The organism is Planococcus sp. VCh962 (genome assembly GCF_057748275.1).
In genome coordinates this window covers 1,005,223-1,023,604 of record NZ_JBYLHS010000001.1, presented here as the reverse complement: position 1 = coordinate 1,023,604, position 18,382 = coordinate 1,005,223, and the positions used below count along the sequence as shown (strand labels likewise).

The window sequence follows — 18,382 nt, the reverse complement described above, 5'->3', positions numbered from 1 at the left end:
TTATTTACCTCTCAGTTCTTGGCATATACCCAAGTTTTCGGGAAATCGTATTACCGTATTTTATCAAATCGTCTATATGTCCCTGTGTAATTATTTTATCACTTGGTCCGGTTATTGAAATGGCTGCAATTACGCTTTCAGAGAAATCCATTATCGGGGCAGCGATACTTGTAAGGCCATCTGATAATTCATCGGTACTTATCGAATATCCGTTTTTCACAATCCAGTCTAAATCTTTTTTTAATTCTTCGACCGTTTTTACTGTTTTGGAACCGAATTGCTCAAAGCCATTGTCATGTATTTTTTTTAATAGATCTTGCTGTATTGTCGCAGGTTTGAAAGCTAGTAATACTTTTCCGCAACCTGTGCAATAGGCAGGATTTCGTTTTCCGATATGTGAGGCCAATCGAGTAGAAAACACACTGTCGAGTTTATCCAGATATAAAACATTTGTTTCTTCTAATATTCCAATATGAATGTTTTCGTTGTACTTTTCCAACAATTTTAATAAGACTGGCCGTGCCTCTTTGTAGATTTCCATTGTGGTGGTCAATACGCCGGATACCCGCACAATCGACAACCCGAGTCGATATTTTTTAGAAAGAGGATTTTTTTCCAAATAACCATACGCTGTTAAGGTATTGATCAGTCTTTGCGCATGGCTGATGTTTAGGGATTTTTCTTTTGCCAGTTCCGTTAAGCTCCATTCTGGAGAATGATTGGTGAAAAGCTGCAGAAGCTGCATCGCGTTTTTGACTGTATGTATGACGTATTTTTCGTCTACATTTTGTACGGTATGCAGGATGTATTTTTCCTCCATGCTACTCTTCCTCCTTTTTTGGCGAACCAGTTAATAGTAACGATTTTACTATACCTTGGATGAAATTGTTATACGCCTATAAAAATTGCATGGCGAGAAAGAGGCGCAATCATTAGCCTGATCTACATTGCTTTTAACAAAATTTTAGATTAATTAATCCTTTTTATGTCACATAGCAGAATAAGGTTATTTATAGATGACAAAGTAGTGTGCTACTATGAAGCCTATATAAAAACAGAAGATTCGAAAAGGGGTGTATATTTGGGCACTTTAAACGAAAAGCGCAGGTTAAAAAGGAGGAAGATCACTAAATTAGGTTTTTAAGCTATAGGTTAACATTTGCAAAAGATGTCAGCGCTTACATGGAACGGCACTATAAAACAAGATTGAGCAATTGATTTTTTGTACATTTTAATGCAAGGAAACAAAAGGGGAATTGTTTGTCACACAAGTGGATTCAATGATATGCCAACCGTTATAAAGCATAGAGCGATTTACCTTGAATGTTAAAAAGGGGAGATGAATTAATATGACTGTAATCAACCAATCCATTGAAAGCACCACCATTAAAAAAACGATGTTGCGCATATTGCCGTTCACGTTTATCTGTTACATCATCGCGTATCTGGATCGCGTAAATTTAGGCTTTGCTGCCTTGGAAATGAATGCAGATCTTGCATTAACTGCTGAAGTTTTTGGTCTGTTATCCGGCGTTTTCTTTATTGGATATTTCTTATTCGAAGTGCCGAGCAATCTGATCATGCACAAAGTAGGGGCAAAGCTTTGGATTGCCCGCATCATGATTACATGGGGAATCATCACGGTAGCTACAGGCTTCGTACAATCAGCTGCACATTTGTATCTGGCACGCTTTTTACTCGGGATTGCTGAGGCAGGTTTTTTCCCGGGTGTGATTCTTTACTTCACATATTGGTTCAGAAGCAAAGAAAGAGGTCGTGCTTCCTCATCTTTAATCATGGCTTTGCCGATCGGGATGATTATAGGGGCTCCGTTGTCAACTTGGATTATGGACAATATTGCCTGGAGCGGACTTGCAGGCTGGAGATGGTTGTTTATTCTGGAAGGAATTCCAGCGGTCATATTAGGGGTAATCGCGCTGTTTTACTTGAAAAACCGTCCGAGAGATGCCAAATGGTTAACGGATGAAGAAAAAGATTGGCTTGAAAATGAATTGGATAAAGAACGTCAGCACAGCCTTGCCGTAAATAAAGCGTCCAAGTCAGAAATGATCAAAGATTCGAAGGTATGGAAATTAGCTCTGATCTATTTTGCCAACTATTCCGCCATGTACGGTCTTGGCTTCTTTCTTCCAAGCATTATTAAGTCTTTTTCCACAAGTTCAACGAATCTGGAAATTGGCTGGTTATCCATTATACCGGCAATCATCGGTATTCCGGCAATGCTGCTGTTTGGATGGAGTTCCGATAAGCGAAATGAGCACAAGAAGCACTTGATCGTAAGTTTCCTCATTGCGGCAGTCGGTTTTATCGGGTGCGGGTTTGCTGATAGTACGGTGATGCTGCTTGCAGCACTTGCCTTTGCTGCAATTGGGCTCTATGGCTTTTGTGGTGCCTTCTTCTCCTTTATGACCTTGTTTTTCACGGAATCTACAGCACCGGCGGGAATCGCAATGGTCAATGCATTAGCGAGTTTAGGCGGCTTTATTGGACCCATGATTTTTGGGCAATTAGCTGTTTCAAGTGGGATGTTCTTGCTTGCTTCTTTAGCTGTTCTTGCTTGCGTGGTCCTGCTGACGTTTAAACAAGCTGGATTAAGGGTGGAAAATAATAATCTCCATACCGAAAAAATACCGGTTGCTCAAAATAAAATATAGAAACTTGATTAAAGTGTGAAGTTAAAAGCATAGCCAACTAGCTGTGCTGCAATGAACAATTCCATAAAAAAGAATGCCGAATCATTTTGAACTGCTTGTAAAAAGGATATTTAAAACTAGATGAAGGTGGGAATTTAAAATGGAAAAATTGATCATCACAGTAGCGACTACAGGAGATTTTGCAACGAAGGAGCATACGCCGTACTTGCCGACCACGCCGCAGGAAATTGCCGATTCCATTTATGAATCGTGGCAGGCAGGGGCCGCCATCGCCCATATTCACGTCCGGGACGAAGAGGGGATCCCTGCGTTGGATTTGGAGAAATACCAGGAAGTCCGGAGGCTCGTCGAGGAAAAGGGCTGCGATATCATCATCAATTTCACGACGGCCGGCGGCGAACTGAGTGATGTGACGAAACGCTTTCCAGTGGTGGCGCTGCAGCCGGAACTCGCATCGTACGATGCCGGATCGTTCAATATCGGGCCCAAAGTCTTCATCCACACGCACGGCATGCTGGAACAGCTGGCGGAAAGCATGCTGGAGCATGACGTGAAGCCTGAGCTGGAAGTGTTTGATGTCGGCATGATTGCGAATGCGATGCGCATCGCAAAACAAGGGCTGATCAAACCGCCGTTCTTCTTCCAATTCGTCTTGGGCGCCCAGGGAGGGATTCCAGCAACGCCTGAAAATTTGATGTTCATGAAGAATAGCATCCCGGAAGGGGCAATCTGGTCCGCCATTGGCGCCAGCAAAGACCAGTTGATGATCAACACGATGACCATTCTGCTGGGCGGCCATGTCCGTGTCGGAATGGAAGATGCGGTGTATTTCAAAAAAGGCGAACTCGCGACATCGAATGCCCAGTTCGTGAAGCGGATTGTGGAACTGGCGAACACACTTGGCCGCGAAGTGGCCACTCCGGATGAAGCCAGAGAAATACTGGGCTTGAAAGTAAAGAGTCCCGTAAACAGGTAAGAAGGTTAAGAATTGAAGGAGAAGGGAGTTATTGACCATGATTGTCGAATATTCGTTTAAGGTACGATGGGGAGATACGGATGCGGCCGGCATCGTCTTTTACCCAAATTTTTATAAGTGGATGGATGAAGCCACCCATGAATTTTTAGCTGGCATCGGGTTCTCCACCACCCGATTGATGGCGGAGCAGCAAACTGCTACGCCCTTACTCGAAGCGAATTGCCAATTCAAGAGACCACTTCTTTTTGAGGATGACGTCACGCTTCGCAGTGAAGTGGTGGACATGAAAGAAAAGGTCTTTACATTGAGTCACACGTTCTTTAAAGGGGAACAGCTGGTCGCCGAAGGCTACGAAGTGCGCGCGTGGACGTCGTTCCAAGGTAAACCGAAAGCGTATCCGATTCCGGAGCAAGTACGGGAGAAGATGTTGGCTGACAATGGGGAAATTGTAAGAAAGTAAGCATAGAGTGAAAAAGGGTGTCCTCAACTCATTTTGGACACCCTTTTTCAAAATCAGCAATAAAAGCTGAAATTCGTTTTACCTACATACGGACAATTAATTATAGAAGAAAAATTTTATCTTTGAAATGATTAATGTTTAAACGATTCAAAGAGGGAGGCATTTTTGTGAGCTATAAGAAGGTAATGAACTCATTTGAAGAAGCGGTACAAGATATCCGAAATGGTTCTACATTAGTAGTTGGCGGATTTGGATTGAGCGGGATTCCAGAAAAAGCGATTCAGGCGCTACGGGAGCAAGGGACGAAAGATTTAACAGTTGTCAGCAATAATTGCGGAGTGGACGATTGGGGTCTTGGGTTATTATTGGAGAACCGACAAATCAAAAAAATGGTCGCTTCGTATGTTGGTGAGAACAAATTGTTTGAACAGCAATTTTTAAGTGGGGAATTGGAAGTTGAATTGACTCCGCAGGGGACGCTGGCGGAACGGCTAAGAGCAGGTGGTGCAGGCATCCCTGGATTTTATACAGCAACAGGTGTCGGAACACCGATTGCGGAAGGCAAAGAAGTGAAAGAGTTTGATGGGAAGACTTATCTGCTGGAACGCGGAATCGTCGGAGACTTTGCACTGGTCAAAGCCTGGAAGGCAGATACGCTCGGGAATTTGGTATACCGGAAAACATCGCGTAATTTCAATCCCCTTGCCGCAATGGCCGGGAAAATCACCATTGCCGAAGTAGAAGAAATTGTCGAAGCAGGAGAACTGGATCCTAACGAAATCCATACACCGGGTATCTATGTACAACGCTTATTGCTTGGAACAAATTATCAGAAACGCATTGAGCGACGGACAGTCGTACAAGCCTAATAGTTCAAAGAATGGAGGGACTCGTCATGAAAGACATGCGACTTAAAATTGTAAAAAGAGCGGTTCAGGAAATTGAGGATGGCATGAACGTCAATCTCGGAATCGGTATGCCCACGCTCGTCGCGAATGAGATACCAAAAGATTTCAACGTCCTGCTGCAATCCGAAAACGGCCTATTGGGAATCGGGCCATATCCGGTAAAGGGCCAAGAAGATGCGGATTTGATCAATGCAGGGAAAGAAACGATTACCACTGTCCCGGGAGCTTCCTTTTTCGATAGTGCGGAATCATTTGCGATGATCCGCGGGGGCCATATTGACTTGGCCATCTTAGGCGGCATGGAAGTATCCGAACAAGGCGATTTGGCGAATTGGATGATTCCCGGGAAAATGGTGAAAGGCATGGGCGGTGCGATGGATCTTGTGAACGGAGCCAAGCGGCTGGTCGTCATCATGGACCATGTGAATAAGCATGGTGAATCGAAAATTAAAAAAGAATGCACTTTGCCGCTTACCGGGGCACAAGTGGTGGACCGGTTAATCACGGATCTGGCGGTTTTTGACTTCACGCCTGAAGGAATGGTTCTTATTGAAACCCAGAATAATGTAACGGTTGAGGAAGTAAGAGAAAAAACAGAAGCACAATTTTCAGTTTCGTCAGAACTTATAGCAGGCCATTTTAGCAGCTAAATTGCATTAATTTTAAGTGCTATTATGCATATCGAACTTTAGAACCCAACTATCTTTACGTGCAGATAGTTGGGTTTCTTATTTATCCTGCTTGTACTGGCATTCCACCAGATAAAAACGTGCTGCCATCTCTCCAACAAGAAGCTAGTGTAAATTTGTACTGAAGAAAATCGTAGTTAACAACACGGAATGCGTGTACTGACAAATTTATGTTTAGTATGTTAACATGAAATTGTACCGAACGGTAGGTACAAACATTCGTTAAGAATAGCCGTGATAAGGAAATAGTTTTCAAATAGTAAAGGTTCTCTTCACCGTTAAAAACTAATAAAGGCAATGAAACGGTACATGTTACGAATAGAGGAGTGAATAATGTGCCAAGTAGAAAGAGTGCTGATGATATTCCGATCAAACGCTTTGCTGAATGGTTACAGATTCCAGTGATGGGTGTAAGGCTGTAAAAGCTACACAGCATTTTGTAAAGGAATTAGAAGGAGATTGAAAGTGAAATACAAATGTGACTGGATAGGTGTATAAATATGTCTAAAAAGCAAGAAATAATCGCTACTGCTAGAGAGGTCATTCATTCGAAAGGTTATCAGGCAACTTCAATAAGCGACATTCTCCAGGCCGCTCAAATTGGAAAAGGGCAATTTTATCATTATTTTTCTGCTAAGCACGATCTTGGACTCGCGGTGGTCGAAGATATCATCCGAGATTGGAATGAAAATTTGCTTGTGGGCATTCTTCGAACAACAGACGAACCTAAAGCAAAGTTAAATAAAATGCTTGATTGGGCGATCAATTCCCATGCCAATATGGAAAAGAAACAAGGATGCCCAATGGGGAACTTGGCCATTGAAATGAGTGAACATGATGAAATGTTCCGTATGAAAATTCAAGCCTTCTTTGAACGTTGGGTAGTAGCAGTAGAAGCAACTTTAGACGAAATGATCATGCAAAATCAACTGGATTCTGCCATCGACACTAAAAAGAATGCGCAAGCGATGATTGCAATGCTAGAAGGAGGAATTTTGTTAATGAAAAATCAACAAGACATCCAACCCTTGATCAATGTGACTGATGTGATTCGTCAACAATATAAGCTTAGTTAATGAAATGAAGGCTGACAGGATTGAAAGATTAAGTTTTCAATGTACCGGTCGGTAGGTACAGAAATGCCTGAAGGATACAATAGAGGCAATAATATTACTTTAATTGGATGAAGGAGCTTGATGAAAATGAATAAAAAAAATGAAGAAATGACGGGGAATTCCGTCCCTAAACAGACTGCGAAAAACATGTCGCTGGATACTGGCCAAATCTCAGCCGTTGACTCTCATCCACGCAAGCGCATCTCGGTACTCGGCACAGAGATCAGCTACGTGGACACCGGTGCCGGAGATCCCATCGTTTTCCTGCATGGCAACCCCACATCGTCTTATCTGTGGCGAAATGTGATCTCCCATGTCTCCGATATCGGCCGTTGCCTTGCACCGGATTTGGTGGGCATGGGAGAATCCGGCCCAGCCCCTGACGGTGGCTACCGTTTTGCGGATCACGTGCGCTACCTCGACGCTTGGTTTGATGCGCTGGGACTGGACAGCAATGTGACTCTCGTAGTACATGACTGGGGTGGAGATCTCGGACACCACTGGGCACAGCGGCATCCCGACAGAATCAAAGCGATTGCCTACATGGAAACGCATGTCCAGCCGATGACACTGACCGATTTCCCTGAAGTTTTCGGTGCCATCCGTTCGAAAGAGGGTGAGCAGCTGGTTCTGGAAGGGAATCTCTTCATCGAGGGTGTCCTGCCACAGAGTGTGATGCGGACCCTTACCGAAGAGGAGATGGACACTTACCGGGCGCCTTACCCTACGCCGGATTCGCGGAAGCCGACCTTAGTATGGCCCCGTGAATTGCCGATTGACGGCCATCCAGCGGATGTAGTGGAGGTTGTCGAGTCCTTTGGAGCATGGCTTGCCCAGAGCTCTGTACCGAAGCTATTGGTGATTGGAGATCCTGGAGTGGTGCTGCGTGGCAGCGCGCTTGAGTTTGCCCGCAGTTGGCCGAACCAACGAGAAGTTACCGTGCGCGGAAGCCACTTCCTCCAGGAAGATTCGCCCCACGAGATTGGCACTGCCCTGCGCGACTTCTTGCTCGATTTGCCTAAGGATTCTCGTTCCTAAGGAATCAGTACGCAGAGCTGCATTTTACACAGCTGAAGAAAAAGGAGGGGAAAAGGCTCTGTTTGGGCATTTTCCCTTCCTTTTGTCCATTTTCGCATAGTTCATATTTACATGATTTCTCTGGCTTACTGAGTTATAGGTGAAGGGGAATGGGAGAGGGTGAATAGTCCATGTTGTAAATCAGGTTTAGGCATAAACAATTCTCCTTATACATTTCGTCGTTAAATTGGAAAAACCGGATTTCCTGAAGGGGAACCGGTTTTTGGTTGTTGGCAACCTATTAAAGATCGTATTTTATCGCGCCAAACCACTTGACCAAATCTGGATCACGATGATTTACGATTAGATTTTCACCTGTATCTAGTGTGCTAATTTGCTTTATATCAGCAGCATCAAGTTCGAAATCGAAAATATCGATGTTTTCAATTATACGATCTTTGTTAACAGACTTCGGAATCACCACAATCGCTCTTTGAACAAGCCAACGCAAAATGATTTGTGCGATGCTTTTTTCGTATTTATGTGCCAGCTGAAGTAACGTTTCGTTTTCGAAAATATTGTTTTTGCCTTCAGCCAGGGGACCCCATGACTCAATTTGGACATTAAATTCTTTCATAATCTTCTGGCTTTCAATTTGTTGCGTAAAGGGATGAGTTTCTACTTGATTAACCGCTGGGACAATTTCATTGTGTTGAATCAGGTCAATTAAACGGTCCGGATAGAAGTTGCTCACACCGATAGCCCGAATTTTCCCTTCTTTATATAACTCCTCTAACGCTCTCCAAGATCCATAGTAATCTCCTAATGGCTGGTGAACGAGATATAAGTCTAAATAATCCAACTGAAGTTTTTTTAAAGATTTTTCAAATGCTTCTTTTGCTTCTTTATATCCTTGCTCTTGAATGATCAATTTAGTTGTTATAAAGAGTTCTTCTCTTGGAACTCCGCTTCGTTTGATTGCTTTGCCAACTGCTTCTTCATTCAAATAGGCTGAAGCTGTATCAATTAAACGGTAGCCTGCTTCAATTGCATCACTAACTGCTTGTTCGCAAAGTGCTGCATCCTCTATCTGAAATACACCAAAACCAAGTATAGGCATCTCTACTCCATTGTTTAAAACTACTTTTTGCATGTTTATTCCTCCTAAAGTAAGTATATCCAAGCAGCCTACTGTAAATCCGTACCTATCAGCGATCATCAGAATTTACAGCTTCTACTCTATAGACTATGATTACCTTAACACCTTCGCGTAACACGAAGGCAAGAGATTTAAATCAACTTTAGAAAAAAATAAGGAGTGGTCAAGATGTACACAGTGAAAGAGGTATCTAGACTATTGGGCCTGACCGAGCATGCCGTCCGTTTCTACACGGACAAAGGTTTGGTTCCGACCCTTCAGCGCGATAAAAACAATAATCGCCTCTTCGATAAGGAATCCATCAACTGGCTGACGGGTGTAAAACACTTGAAACAATCCGGCATGTCAGTAGAGGATATCAAACGGTACGTGGATTTGTGTTTGGAAGGCCGTTCTACGATGCAAGAGCGCTACGAGATCATCATGAAACAGCAGGAGATTGCACAAGCGCAGTTAGAGGAAGCCCAACAGAGAGCCGAATACATGAAAAATAAGGCAAACCACTACCTCGATATCATTAATGGGGTCATCCCGGATGACACGAATCCAGGAGAATGGGAGTCCATAAATGCCAACCCTAGTTTAACTAAAAGGATCGGTTGATAAGTTAAAGATTCTCATACCGATATCATTTTTAAGAATTAAATAAGGGAAAGAGTTAACATTTAAAGATATGTCAGAAGTTGCTTAAAATATAAAAGAGGGAAGAGGCGGTGGTGCTTTAATCAACTTCTTTTCTCTTTTTTGTATTCAGGTATATTCGCAAATTGTTAAGTTATTCTTTGGCTGCTATAGAAGGAAAAGGTTAAAGCGACGCGAGAAAAGAGAAGAGGTTCTATTGAAAACTTGTACAGGACTCCTAAAACAAGAGAAGAGTTAGTTTACATATCATCAGATTATGAGAAGTTACTAATATATCAAAGGAGAAAGGGGTAATAGTATGTTTGTAGCTGATAAGATAGGTGCTCCGCCAGAATTGTTAGCGATGTCTGCTTACTACGACCAAGTAATCGGCAGCCCAATAACTTTTTTAAAAGCATTAAGATTGTTCTCGCAAAATAAAGGTTACTCAGTAGACTATCATACCGCTGAACTTTCTCTTGAGATGCATCCTTTAGAGGATGATTACTTTCCAGACGGTGTGAGATTTTCAGTATATGTTTCCCATGCTTATGAAGAAGAAGTAATTGTTAGCTACAAGGTTTTTTATAATTATCTTTCAAAAGTATGCACCCTTTATCTTGAGATGCACCGCCGGGATTCGCAGGAAGTGAAAAAAATATTGAGCGTCATCAAATTTAATTTAAATCTTAATTAAGTCTAATAAATTATGATAGCTCGAAGGACGAGGAGGAACTTGCAAAAAGTTTCCTCTTTTTTGTCCAATACAGTGTACTTTTACGAACGGTTTTTAGTGAGAAATACTTTATCAAACTTCTATCTATAAAAATAAAGAATGGTAAAATAAGTATAAAAAACGTTCATCAAAGTAGAATAATACAAGCACAAACTACTTTCTACAATTGTACTTCCCGCAATTTCTTTGCCACAGCGAAATAAACATAAAAATGAAAATTAAGGTGAATTGTTGAGTGACACACCCATATGAAAAATATGAAAACACAGAGCTATGGAGAAAAATAGATCATTTAATAGAGGAGCTGGTTGAAAATCAGGATATTGAAGAAACAACAAAAAGAGAATATATCGTTGGATACATCTGCAAAAAGCTAATAAAAACCCAAGAACCAAAATAATATAGCAAATCAAGAATTTGAATGTAACATAAGTGCAGTTAAGTTACATTCAATTTTTATTCAGAGGAGGAGAATTATTATTCTTAAAATAATTAGGACTATTTTAAATATAGTTGTAGTTGTATTTGCAGTCTATGTGCTATTGAGCCAGAATTTCACCTTATTGCCTTACGTAATGCTTACAATGGGGATTTTTATGTTGGTAGCAGGCTTTGAAAAAATTCAAAAGAATAGAAAAGAATTTTGGGGGTATATGTGTATCCTTATTTCTTTGTTTATTTTTTTTGTTTCGGTACAAGGATTGATAATGAACGCTTAAGATTTTTTTATAAGCGAATGTAACTTATTGTGAATTAAGTTACATTCAAAAGATCGCAGAAAGACAATTACGTATCGAATTATTGAGAAACCATTAGGAGGCAAAAAGCTTGAACGCATTAACTGTTCTAGGATTCGCTTGGATTTCCTTCTTCATTTATAAATGGTACTTCAAGCCTGTGAAAACCATTGGAAATGTAATTTCCCGAGGATTCTATCTCAGTCTGATCGGGATGAAAAAAAAGGAAAGGGATCTCTATTTACGGTCTTTAAATGAAATGGAATTGACTCCAGGAGAAAAAACGGACCTCCGTTTCATTTTAGGGATATGGTTTGTCAAAAACGGGGAATGTGTTAAAGCCACTTCGTTTTTTGACCTGGCTTTTCGTAATTATGAAGAAGTCTTTTATTATAAAAAAGAGTTTAATCTCGTGCTGGACTCCTATTTGGCGTGCAGGAAAACAAACGAAGCAAGAGAGTGGCTTTACTTTTTTCTAGAACGAAAAAAGTTTGATCAGAAATTTACAAAGCTTGAAAAGAAGTATGCCTTTTTACTTTAAAAATGTCTTTCATTTCAGTTTGTCCGAAAGAAAGTATCGTATTGCAAAATATTTTCGTACTTAGAAGAGTTTTATTTAAAGCATTAGGTAAAATTTTATGGTGTTTATTTCTTTTTGAGTTCTTGATCATATACTGTGAAGCTACGGCTGCAATCAAACCAGTCAGCATGATAGAGAGGCTAAAAGGAGATTCCCCATCGAAAATAAAAGAGAATCCGCCTACAGCAAGCAAAGCAACCGCAAAAGCTCTAATGAGTTTCAAAAGTATTAAAGGCATAATTCACCACTCCATCCAAAATAATTAATGACAAAGAGTAGTCCAACCCGCTCCGCAAGCCACACTCCCCCAAGGGGTAACTAGAAATCCTGCGATTCCACAATATAAGACACCAGCCCACTCACAGTTAAGAGAATTCCATAGGTCTGTTTCACCTAGGGGATGCCACATAACCAGAACTGACTCCTCCTGAGTCTCCTCTTGTTTCAATTTTTCATCTAAATCAACCGTTTTTCCAGTTAGGTAGTTTGAAACTTCTGCATGGTCTCCGACATATTGTATTTTAGCCATATCGATTAATTTCTTTCGGTCCACGTCATAAAAGACAATTAAGGCCCAGCCTTCATCCATTCCCTCAAATTCAAAAACCGAAGCGTGTACATTGAACTTTTCATAAATTTTACCGAAATATTGAGTAGTAACATGAGTATCCTTTAAATCTTTATGGTTAACGCCTTCTATCAACTTATTAACCTTAATTTTGCTGATTCAACGAATATTGTCGCCAATTGCCTTTTCAACAGTAATCTCATATTGAGCTTCGGGGTTTTCCATCTTAAATTTATAAAGAGCGTTTTTTTCAACTTAAAAGCACTGTGGTTTCCGGTGTTGCATGTAAAGCCTGCAACTTTCAGTTCTTAATTGATCAATCGTAATTCTAGAACCATTATCGCTTATGGAAGACTGCAGGCTTCGTATAAAATCGAATTCCTTTCTGTATGCAAAAGTGTACTTTTACGTACGGTTTTACTTTAAAAAATAGTAATCAAAAAATATAAAAAGAGAAAAGGAAATAAAGGGAAATTTACATAATTATAGAATTAAATATTATAGAAACCATATTAAAGAAATACAGGGGGACATTATGGGTTATATTGAAAATTTACGAAAAGTGGTTGGTCATCAACCGCTAATATTAGTTGGTGTTGCAGTAGCGGTAGTGAATGAAATGGGAGAATTTTTATTGCAGAAACGAGTGGATGGAAAATGGGGAATGCCTGGTGGATTTATCGAACTCGGAGAATCTACTGAAGAAGCTGGTAGAAGAGAAGTACTCGAAGAAACAGGAATTCAAGTTGGCAAATTAAAATTAGTTGGGGTTTTTTCAGGAAAAGAATATTATGTTAAATTGCCCAATGGAGATGAATTTTACCCGGTAACCACAGCATATGTGACAAACGAAATAAAAGGCGGTTCTTTAAAGGTGGATGGTATAGAAACAACAGAAGCGAGGTTTTTCCAAGCAAATGAACTACCTTCGGAACTGAATCCATTGATCAAAAACCTTATTAAACAGTATTCATTTTCTTTTTCATCAAATCAGTAAACAGTAATATCTTTTGAAATGAAATACACAAATCAATGCTAGATACTAGAACGTAAAATAGAAAAAATCAGTATTAATAAGAGTTTACATATCACCACGTAAGTTACATTCAAAATGTGTATTTATCAATATAAGGAAGAAATTGAGTATCTTCAGTGGCTGAAAGAGAAAACAACTGATTATCCAGATGGCTTCGTTGACGTTGAAGAAGATGGAGAATTGATTGGCCAACTCGAATTATCGATTCGAGAATATGAAGGGAAACGTAGTGGCTATGTAAATCTCTATTATTTGGTTATTGAAAATCGAGGAAAAGGTAAAGGGAAAGAGTTGCACGCTTATGCAAAAGAATTTTTCAAAATCGACGTGTAAAAGAATTTCATTTACGGGTAGCGCCAACTAATATCCCAGCCATCAAGTTTTATCATAAGCTTGGCATGTAAGAATTAGGTCCGGAAGTTGATGGGAAATTAATCCGGATGAAGGGAAGTATATAAGAGAGTGTTTTCATATCTGAATTAAAGGTTTGGTTTTTTTGCATAGTTGAGAGTGCACGTGGTGGAAGGAAGGCTTTTCTACGTCTTATTAATCCTTTAAACAGACAGAGGTGAACAAATGTATTTAGAACTTCTATTTGGCTTTATCGTACTTTTAGTTCTGCTTGGATTTTATACAATAAACTTATACATACCTCAAAAGAGAAAAATAAAATATTTTATCTCTTTCTGCTTCTTTATCGCTGGCTTAATGGGCTGGATGTATATTTGGTTTGGAAATGGATGGTTAATAGCAGGTATTGTTAGTTCTGCATTTTTACTATTAGCAGTATTCTCATTCGTTATTGCATTTAGTTTAGATTTTATAGCTGACAAAAGATTAAAGCACTTCAAGTAACTGATTTTATTGTTAAAAATGAATGTAACTTATTAGCAATCAAGTTACATTCAGATCAAATTTGTAAAAGCTTTTATCGACTTGCAGCACTGGGAAACTCTTTGGTAATTCATCAGGAAATATACTTGTAAATCCATTTTTTTCGTAAAATCGATGGGCAGCTAGAAATTGCGGAGTCGTTCCGAGATAAATTGCTTGAACTGATTTTTCTTCGGCCCATTTAATGGCACTTTCTAATAAAAGACTAGCCGTTTTAAATGTTGATCCTCGAAACTCTTTGTCTACAAACATCTTTCGTAATGCTACTTGGTTCCCTCCGATATCCAAAAGGCTGATCGTACCAACCACTTTGTCGTTATAAATAGCTATCCAAAAGTTGCCATTGCCTGTCTGATAAAAATCTTCGATGGCAAACAAGTCGGGTTGATCGTCTTTTGTTATTGGAATGTTATATTCTTTTTGTTGTATTTGAAGAATTAGATCGACCACTTGAATCTGATGTTCATTACCGTATTCTTTTACCACTGGACTATTATTCATAATTTACTCCCCCAATAAAATAGTTTCATTTTGTTTCTAAATCGTGTGATTTTATTGTACCAATTTATTCCATAGAGTTTTCAAAAGACTAGTCCATAAGATTTTAGAGTCAAAATTGTGAAGTCCATAGCTTACTTATCAAAACTTATCGAGGGAAGGAGCTTCATCCTTCTCTTTTTCGTTCGTTTAAGCCTACTTTTACGAATGGTTATATTTTCGGAATTATCTAGAGCGATTATATTAGGCTATGTTGGAGAAGGACATGAATTTGAAGAATAAATCTGAAGAATTTACCTTCTTCTATTTAGAATTAATATGTATTTTTTTGAGTTTACTGTCAATCTCCATTAATAAGCTAAAGATGATAGATAGTAAAGTAACTATGATTAAGCCCACGGATATTATTAAACCGTCATTATAATCTGTTAATCCAAATGCCCCTAAGATAAAAAAGAATACGATACTCAGAAATAAAGTTATTAATGCGCTAGCGAAATACTTCATAAATTCATCTCCTTCTTAAATTATCTAATTGTTCTTACTAGATGAATTAATTATATATCTAAGATTAAATTATGTATAACTCGATTTATCGGAAGTGTACTTTTACGAACACTTATACCTAGATTTGAATATATTTGATGAGTGACTAGAGTGTCCTGAAATAGTTGGGTGAAAGCAGAGCATTCAGCAAAAAGTAAACAGTAGCGAGAAAAAGTTGGAGATAAAATGTAACATATACATTCTTTATTGCAATTTATATGTTGCATTTTATTGGTGGAGGTTAGTTGATGAATAATCAAGTAAAAGTTGGGCGTGTAAAAGTGGGAATGACACAACAAGAACTAGCTGATGCAGTTGGGATTACGAGGCAAACAGTAAGTTTAATCGAAAAAGGGAAATACAATCCATCATTGAAGCTGTGCCTGCAAATTTGCTATGTGGTAAATGCCGGATTGGATGAAATCTTTTGGGTGGAAAAGGAGGACTTCGAATGAAAAAGATAACCGATGAACGCCTAATTTTAAGAAATCTACAGCACATCAGGAGTGCCTATTTCGTACAGACTTTTGGTATTCTGTTGATACTGGGCTATGAACTTATTAGAGGTGGCCTGGAAGGTATGCGAGGCAATCCAGTGTGGGCCGTGTTTATGGTTACGACGATTGTCTATGCGTATTTGTCGATGAGTACAAGTGTAGAACACGAGACAGAAAATCGGAGTCCGAAAAAATCGTTGATGATTGGTTTGGTCGTCCTTACTGTTATAGCAGCAGGAGTGACAGTTTTCACCTCGATTACTCCAGGATTCGACTGGCTGGATGATCTTATGATCGGCGGAATTTTATTTGTCTGCGGCGTCATTCCGTTCATCTACCTTTATCGATTAAGGGTTAAGAGAGCAATGGAACTAGAAGACAAATAATGAATGTAACTTAAGTGCAGTTAAGTTACATTCAGAAATAAAAAGAAGAACCCCTCAAAATCGAAGGATTCCTTCTCTAAAAAGATGTGAAGTTTTGAAAAAGTGAAATAGTCAAAATTACAGTTGATAAAGTACCTAGAGCTGTAAAAGTTATTATATTTCGGTTGTTTTGCTTTTCTGAAGGTTTACTAAGTTCATAGATTACTGAAATCCAGATAGGTATCGATACTAGAGGAATAATGCTCATAGTCATATTCAACATCTCATTTTTGGAATATTTTAACTTAATTACTACCTTAACATAAAAACCCATTTTTCGGAGTTCTACATCCGATAAATTTTAAAGGTTTTTATTTAGAAGTGAATGTAACTTAATAGTAAGTAAGTTACATTCAGATTCCTAATTCCAATAGACTTTGAAGAGCAAGAAGAGAAAGTGAATTTGCTAGAAAAAATGTTACATTCAAAAGTCTGTTCTGTAAGGTTTTAAAATCGTAATTTCGAATGGATAAGAGTTTACCTATCATGAATTTATCGGTAGGGAAGAAGCTAAATAAGCTTTTTCCCTTTTTTGGGGTTTGTGTAAGTATATTTTTACGAACGGATTGAAAAGTATTGAATGCATTGGAATACAACCAGACAGAAAAACGCTGCCTAAAGGCAGCGTCAATAAATATCTTCATTCATCTTGGTAAGCAAGTCATCCTTATCCAGAAATCGCATCTTCTCAATTTTTCCTTCTTTAGAAGCAATGGCTTCACCTTCGAACGAATACGGTTGGACTTCTCCTTTTGTGTTTTTGTAGTCCACTTGGAAAGTAAATTGATACTTTTTCGGATTATTTTCGTTCTGGCCGATCTTAATATTCGACGCTGTCAGGTTATAGTCGCCATCAAAACCACTGTACATAAAAGCAGGTGTGGCATTTAAAAAATTGTCATAGCCATTTTCTGTGAAATAAGCAGCATAGGTCTCCGCCATATAGTTCATATAATTTTTCCATACCGGTGTTTTCTGTAGCGTATCAAACTCTTCTTGAGTTGTCGCATTGCTTTGAGCTTCCATAGCAGCTTCCCATAATTCTTTATACTTTTCGTCTGGCCCGTTGAATTCCTCTTCAATGACAGCTTGAATGGTTTCTTTGCTTTTTTCGGCATCTACCTCTTCGCTTCCTGACAAGGCAGGTTCTTCCTCCGGGGTATTTCCTGTTCCTGTTGTTAACCCACCATCTTCTTGAAGGATGTTTTGCGAAAGGAAAATGATTCCGGCCACTAAAAGGATCGAGCACAGGACTAAACTGGAGGTGAATTTAAAGCCCTTGAAAAACCGGGTTTTGGATTCCTGTTTATCCAAGTTCGATAAAATCCGAGAGTGCAGCCTTGCTTTATGATTCTGGCTCCAAATGATATCCTGATCCAATTGTTTCCACTGATTGTCTAATGCCGTATGAGTGCCATCAGTTTTTTTCATGGATAATTCCCTCCTTGTTTAACTGTTTTTCCAATGTGGAAAGGGCTCGGGAAAGGGTGTTTTTCACTTTACTTTCGGACCAATTTAAAATTTCTCCGGTTTCTTGTATACTGAACTCCCTTATTTTTCTCAGGATGATGACTTCACGATATGGACTTTTTAGCTGGCTTAATGCCTGATAAAGTTCTGTGGAATCCTCTCTAATCTCCACTATTCCTTCAGGTACACTGCTTGTACTTTTTCCGAGTAATACCAGCTCCTTTAACAGCTCCAGGGGCTTTTGCTTACGAATATAATCAATGGTAAGATTGTGGGCAATGCGAAAAAGCCAGGTTTTCGGATTTGCCTTTCGTTCAAAGCTGTCATAATACCGGAATGCTTTAATAAACGTCTCTTGTGTTAAATCCTCCGCCTGTTGATGATCACGGACCATCAGCAAGATATACCTGAATATGGAATCACCATGCTGCTGATACCACTCAGTGATTTCGCTTTTTCTCTCGCTGGTCAAGGAATCTCGCCCCCTCATTTATGGTTTCTACTTGTTAGACGTAATTAAAAAACAAAAGTCGTGTTTTTGGAATTTATTTTCATTTTTCTCACGTGTAAGCAAAGTATACAAGAAGAATAGGTTTACATATGAGGGATTATCAGAAGTTGTTTACATACAAAGGAATAGAAGATGCTAATCAAATCGCATCTTCTATCCCTTTTCGTCTGGAAAAGTGTACTTTTACGAACGCTTTTTAAAATTATTAAACTTCGATTTTCATCAAATAAGTTTTAGCTCCAGAGAACATAAAGACTTTATACT

General features: G+C 39.3%; 23 protein-coding genes. 16 read left to right on the top strand and 7 right to left on the bottom strand.

Annotation, left to right across the window (positions count from 1 at the left end; translation table 11 throughout):
• Positions 1-4 precede the first annotated feature (4 nt).
• Positions 5-820 (bottom strand): IclR family transcriptional regulator, encoded by an 816-nt coding sequence (locus AC3AQ9_RS05195; RefSeq protein ID WP_488306377.1) that lies wholly within the window; start codon positions 818-820, stop codon positions 5-7.
• Between the two features lie 529 nt (positions 821-1,349).
• Here AC3AQ9_RS05195 and AC3AQ9_RS05190 point away from each other — a divergent pair.
• The 7 genes from AC3AQ9_RS05190 to AC3AQ9_RS05160 all read left to right on the top strand — a co-directional run bounded on the left by AC3AQ9_RS05190 (position 1,350) and on the right by AC3AQ9_RS05160 (position 7,861).
• A complete protein-coding gene (locus tag AC3AQ9_RS05190; RefSeq protein WP_488306376.1) occupies positions 1,350-2,675 on the top strand; it encodes an MFS transporter in 1,326 nt (441 codons plus the stop codon).
• A gap of 139 nt (positions 2,676-2,814) precedes the next feature.
• Positions 2,815-3,651: a beta-keto acid cleavage family enzyme gene (locus tag AC3AQ9_RS05185; protein WP_488306375.1), complete on the top strand. Its 837-nt coding sequence runs from the start codon at positions 2,815-2,817 to the stop codon at positions 3,649-3,651.
• A 40-nt stretch (positions 3,652-3,691) separates the two neighbouring features.
• Positions 3,692-4,111: an acyl-CoA thioesterase gene (locus AC3AQ9_RS05180; protein WP_488306829.1), complete on the top strand. Its 420-nt coding sequence runs from the start codon at positions 3,692-3,694 to the stop codon at positions 4,109-4,111.
• Between the two features lie 185 nt (positions 4,112-4,296).
• Positions 4,297-4,980 carry a CoA transferase subunit A gene (locus tag AC3AQ9_RS05175; RefSeq protein WP_488306828.1) on the top strand — a complete coding sequence of 228 codons (684 nt, stop codon included), beginning with the start codon at positions 4,297-4,299 and terminating at the stop codon, positions 4,978-4,980.
• A 26-nt stretch (positions 4,981-5,006) separates the two neighbouring features.
• Positions 5,007-5,669 (top strand): CoA transferase subunit B, encoded by a 663-nt coding sequence (locus AC3AQ9_RS05170; RefSeq protein WP_488306374.1) that lies wholly within the window; start codon positions 5,007-5,009, stop codon positions 5,667-5,669.
• A gap of 539 nt (positions 5,670-6,208) precedes the next feature.
• Positions 6,209-6,784 (top strand): TetR/AcrR family transcriptional regulator, encoded by a 576-nt coding sequence (locus tag AC3AQ9_RS05165; RefSeq protein ID WP_488306373.1) that lies wholly within the window; start codon positions 6,209-6,211, stop codon positions 6,782-6,784.
• Between the two features lie 120 nt (positions 6,785-6,904).
• Positions 6,905-7,861 carry a haloalkane dehalogenase gene (locus AC3AQ9_RS05160; RefSeq protein WP_488306372.1) on the top strand — a complete coding sequence of 319 codons (957 nt, stop codon included), beginning with the start codon at positions 6,905-6,907 and terminating at the stop codon, positions 7,859-7,861.
• Between the two features lie 280 nt (positions 7,862-8,141).
• On the opposite strand, the gene AC3AQ9_RS05155 is transcribed toward AC3AQ9_RS05160, so the two are convergent.
• On the bottom strand, positions 8,142-8,993 hold the full coding sequence (locus AC3AQ9_RS05155) for an aldo/keto reductase (RefSeq protein WP_488306371.1): 852 nt from the start codon (positions 8,991-8,993) through the stop codon (positions 8,142-8,144).
• Positions 8,994-9,167: 174 nt separating this feature from the next.
• Between AC3AQ9_RS05155 and AC3AQ9_RS05150 the strand changes: the two genes are divergently transcribed.
• The 4 genes from AC3AQ9_RS05150 (at position 9,168) to AC3AQ9_RS05135 (ending at position 11,075) form a co-directional block, all read left to right on the top strand.
• A complete protein-coding gene (locus AC3AQ9_RS05150; protein ID WP_488306370.1) occupies positions 9,168-9,602 on the top strand; it encodes a MerR family transcriptional regulator in 435 nt (144 codons plus the stop codon).
• Between the two features lie 337 nt (positions 9,603-9,939).
• Positions 9,940-10,317, top strand: coding sequence for a ribonuclease toxin immunity protein CdiI (cdiI, locus tag AC3AQ9_RS05145; protein WP_488306369.1), 378 nt, complete (start codon positions 9,940-9,942; stop codon positions 10,315-10,317).
• Between the two features lie 274 nt (positions 10,318-10,591).
• Positions 10,592-10,756, top strand: coding sequence for a hypothetical protein (locus AC3AQ9_RS05140; RefSeq protein WP_488306368.1), 165 nt, complete (start codon positions 10,592-10,594; stop codon positions 10,754-10,756).
• Between the two features lie 175 nt (positions 10,757-10,931).
• On the top strand, positions 10,932-11,075 hold the full coding sequence (locus tag AC3AQ9_RS05135; RefSeq protein WP_488306827.1) for a DUF3953 domain-containing protein: 144 nt from the start codon (positions 10,932-10,934) through the stop codon (positions 11,073-11,075).
• Between the two features lie 521 nt (positions 11,076-11,596).
• On the opposite strand, the gene AC3AQ9_RS05130 is transcribed toward AC3AQ9_RS05135, so the two are convergent.
• On the bottom strand, positions 11,597-11,911 hold the full coding sequence (locus AC3AQ9_RS05130; RefSeq protein WP_488306367.1) for a hypothetical protein: 315 nt from the start codon (positions 11,909-11,911) through the stop codon (positions 11,597-11,599).
• Positions 11,912-11,935: 24 nt separating this feature from the next.
• Positions 11,936-12,376, bottom strand: a complete 441-nt coding sequence (locus AC3AQ9_RS05125) for a hypothetical protein (RefSeq protein WP_488306366.1) — start codon at positions 12,374-12,376, stop codon at positions 11,936-11,938.
• Between the two features lie 400 nt (positions 12,377-12,776).
• On the opposite strand from AC3AQ9_RS05125, the gene AC3AQ9_RS05120 reads away from it, so the two are divergent.
• The 3 genes from AC3AQ9_RS05120 (at position 12,777) to AC3AQ9_RS05110 (ending at position 14,132) form a co-directional block, all read left to right on the top strand.
• Positions 12,777-13,238 carry an NUDIX hydrolase gene (locus tag AC3AQ9_RS05120; RefSeq protein WP_488306365.1) on the top strand — a complete coding sequence of 154 codons (462 nt, stop codon included), beginning with the start codon at positions 12,777-12,779 and terminating at the stop codon, positions 13,236-13,238.
• A 114-nt stretch (positions 13,239-13,352) separates the two neighbouring features.
• Positions 13,353-13,610, top strand: a complete 258-nt coding sequence (locus AC3AQ9_RS05115) for a GNAT family N-acetyltransferase (protein ID WP_488306364.1) — start codon at positions 13,353-13,355, stop codon at positions 13,608-13,610.
• 243 nt (positions 13,611-13,853) lie between these two features.
• On the top strand, positions 13,854-14,132 hold the full coding sequence (locus AC3AQ9_RS05110; RefSeq protein ID WP_488306363.1) for a hypothetical protein: 279 nt from the start codon (positions 13,854-13,856) through the stop codon (positions 14,130-14,132).
• Positions 14,133-14,171: 39 nt separating this feature from the next.
• Here AC3AQ9_RS05110 and AC3AQ9_RS05105 read toward each other — a convergent pair whose 3' ends face one another.
• A complete protein-coding gene (locus tag AC3AQ9_RS05105) occupies positions 14,172-14,672 on the bottom strand; it encodes a GNAT family N-acetyltransferase (protein ID WP_488306362.1) in 501 nt (166 codons plus the stop codon).
• Between the two features lie 791 nt (positions 14,673-15,463).
• On the opposite strand from AC3AQ9_RS05105, the gene AC3AQ9_RS05100 reads away from it, so the two are divergent.
• Together AC3AQ9_RS05100 and AC3AQ9_RS05095 are read left to right on the top strand one after the other, a co-directional pair.
• Positions 15,464-15,670 (top strand): helix-turn-helix transcriptional regulator, encoded by a 207-nt coding sequence (locus tag AC3AQ9_RS05100; RefSeq protein ID WP_488306361.1) that lies wholly within the window; start codon positions 15,464-15,466, stop codon positions 15,668-15,670.
• Positions 15,667-16,098 carry a hypothetical protein gene (locus AC3AQ9_RS05095; protein WP_488306360.1) on the top strand — a complete coding sequence of 144 codons (432 nt, stop codon included), beginning with the start codon at positions 15,667-15,669 and terminating at the stop codon, positions 16,096-16,098. The genes AC3AQ9_RS05100 and AC3AQ9_RS05095 overlap by 4 nt, the downstream gene beginning before the upstream one ends.
• 666 nt (positions 16,099-16,764) lie before the next feature.
• Here the strand turns inward: AC3AQ9_RS05095 and AC3AQ9_RS05090 are convergent.
• Entirely contained in the window at positions 16,765-17,568 is an 804-nt protein-coding gene (locus AC3AQ9_RS05090) for a hypothetical protein (RefSeq protein WP_488306359.1), read from the bottom strand.
• Positions 17,555-18,079, bottom strand: a complete 525-nt coding sequence (locus tag AC3AQ9_RS05085; protein WP_488306358.1) for an RNA polymerase sigma factor — start codon at positions 18,077-18,079, stop codon at positions 17,555-17,557. Before AC3AQ9_RS05085 ends, AC3AQ9_RS05090 begins: the two co-directional genes overlap by 14 nt.
• Positions 18,080-18,382: the final 303 nt, after the last annotated feature.

What these genes read in the sequence shown, in the direction of transcription:
- AC3AQ9_RS05155 (WP_488306371.1), bottom strand. Translation starts at nt 8,993, where the DNA reads ATGCAAAAAGTAGTTTTAAACAATGGAGTAGAGATGCCTATACTTGGT.
- AC3AQ9_RS05120 (WP_488306365.1), top strand. Translation starts at nt 12,777, where the DNA reads ATGGGTTATATTGAAAATTTACGAAAAGTGGTTGGTCATCAACCGCTA.
- AC3AQ9_RS05130 (WP_488306367.1), bottom strand. Translation starts at nt 11,911, where the DNA reads ATGCCTTTAATACTTTTGAAACTCATTAGAGCTTTTGCGGTTGCTTTG.
- AC3AQ9_RS05095 (WP_488306360.1), top strand. Translation starts at nt 15,667, where the DNA reads ATGAAAAAGATAACCGATGAACGCCTAATTTTAAGAAATCTACAGCAC.
- AC3AQ9_RS05185 (WP_488306375.1), top strand. Translation starts at nt 2,815, where the DNA reads ATGGAAAAATTGATCATCACAGTAGCGACTACAGGAGATTTTGCAACG.
- AC3AQ9_RS05110 (WP_488306363.1), top strand. Translation starts at nt 13,854, where the DNA reads ATGTATTTAGAACTTCTATTTGGCTTTATCGTACTTTTAGTTCTGCTT.
- AC3AQ9_RS05105 (WP_488306362.1), bottom strand. Translation starts at nt 14,672, where the DNA reads ATGAATAATAGTCCAGTGGTAAAAGAATACGGTAATGAACATCAGATT.
- AC3AQ9_RS05195 (WP_488306377.1), bottom strand. Translation starts at nt 820, where the DNA reads ATGGAGGAAAAATACATCCTGCATACCGTACAAAATGTAGACGAAAAA.
- AC3AQ9_RS05170 (WP_488306374.1), top strand. Translation starts at nt 5,007, where the DNA reads ATGAAAGACATGCGACTTAAAATTGTAAAAAGAGCGGTTCAGGAAATT.
- AC3AQ9_RS05165 (WP_488306373.1), top strand. Translation starts at nt 6,209, where the DNA reads ATGTCTAAAAAGCAAGAAATAATCGCTACTGCTAGAGAGGTCATTCAT.
- AC3AQ9_RS05160 (WP_488306372.1), top strand. Translation starts at nt 6,905, where the DNA reads ATGAAAATGAATAAAAAAAATGAAGAAATGACGGGGAATTCCGTCCCT.
- AC3AQ9_RS05115 (WP_488306364.1), top strand. Translation starts at nt 13,353, where the DNA reads ATGTGTATTTATCAATATAAGGAAGAAATTGAGTATCTTCAGTGGCTG.
- AC3AQ9_RS05190 (WP_488306376.1), top strand. Translation starts at nt 1,350, where the DNA reads ATGACTGTAATCAACCAATCCATTGAAAGCACCACCATTAAAAAAACG.
- AC3AQ9_RS05090 (WP_488306359.1), bottom strand. Translation starts at nt 17,568, where the DNA reads ATGAAAAAAACTGATGGCACTCATACGGCATTAGACAATCAGTGGAAA.
- AC3AQ9_RS05100 (WP_488306361.1), top strand. Translation starts at nt 15,464, where the DNA reads ATGAATAATCAAGTAAAAGTTGGGCGTGTAAAAGTGGGAATGACACAA.
- AC3AQ9_RS05135 (WP_488306827.1), top strand. Translation starts at nt 10,932, where the DNA reads ATGCTTACAATGGGGATTTTTATGTTGGTAGCAGGCTTTGAAAAAATT.
- AC3AQ9_RS05175 (WP_488306828.1), top strand. Translation starts at nt 4,297, where the DNA reads ATGAACTCATTTGAAGAAGCGGTACAAGATATCCGAAATGGTTCTACA.
- cdiI (WP_488306369.1), top strand. Translation starts at nt 9,940, where the DNA reads ATGTTTGTAGCTGATAAGATAGGTGCTCCGCCAGAATTGTTAGCGATG.
- AC3AQ9_RS05150 (WP_488306370.1), top strand. Translation starts at nt 9,168, where the DNA reads ATGTACACAGTGAAAGAGGTATCTAGACTATTGGGCCTGACCGAGCAT.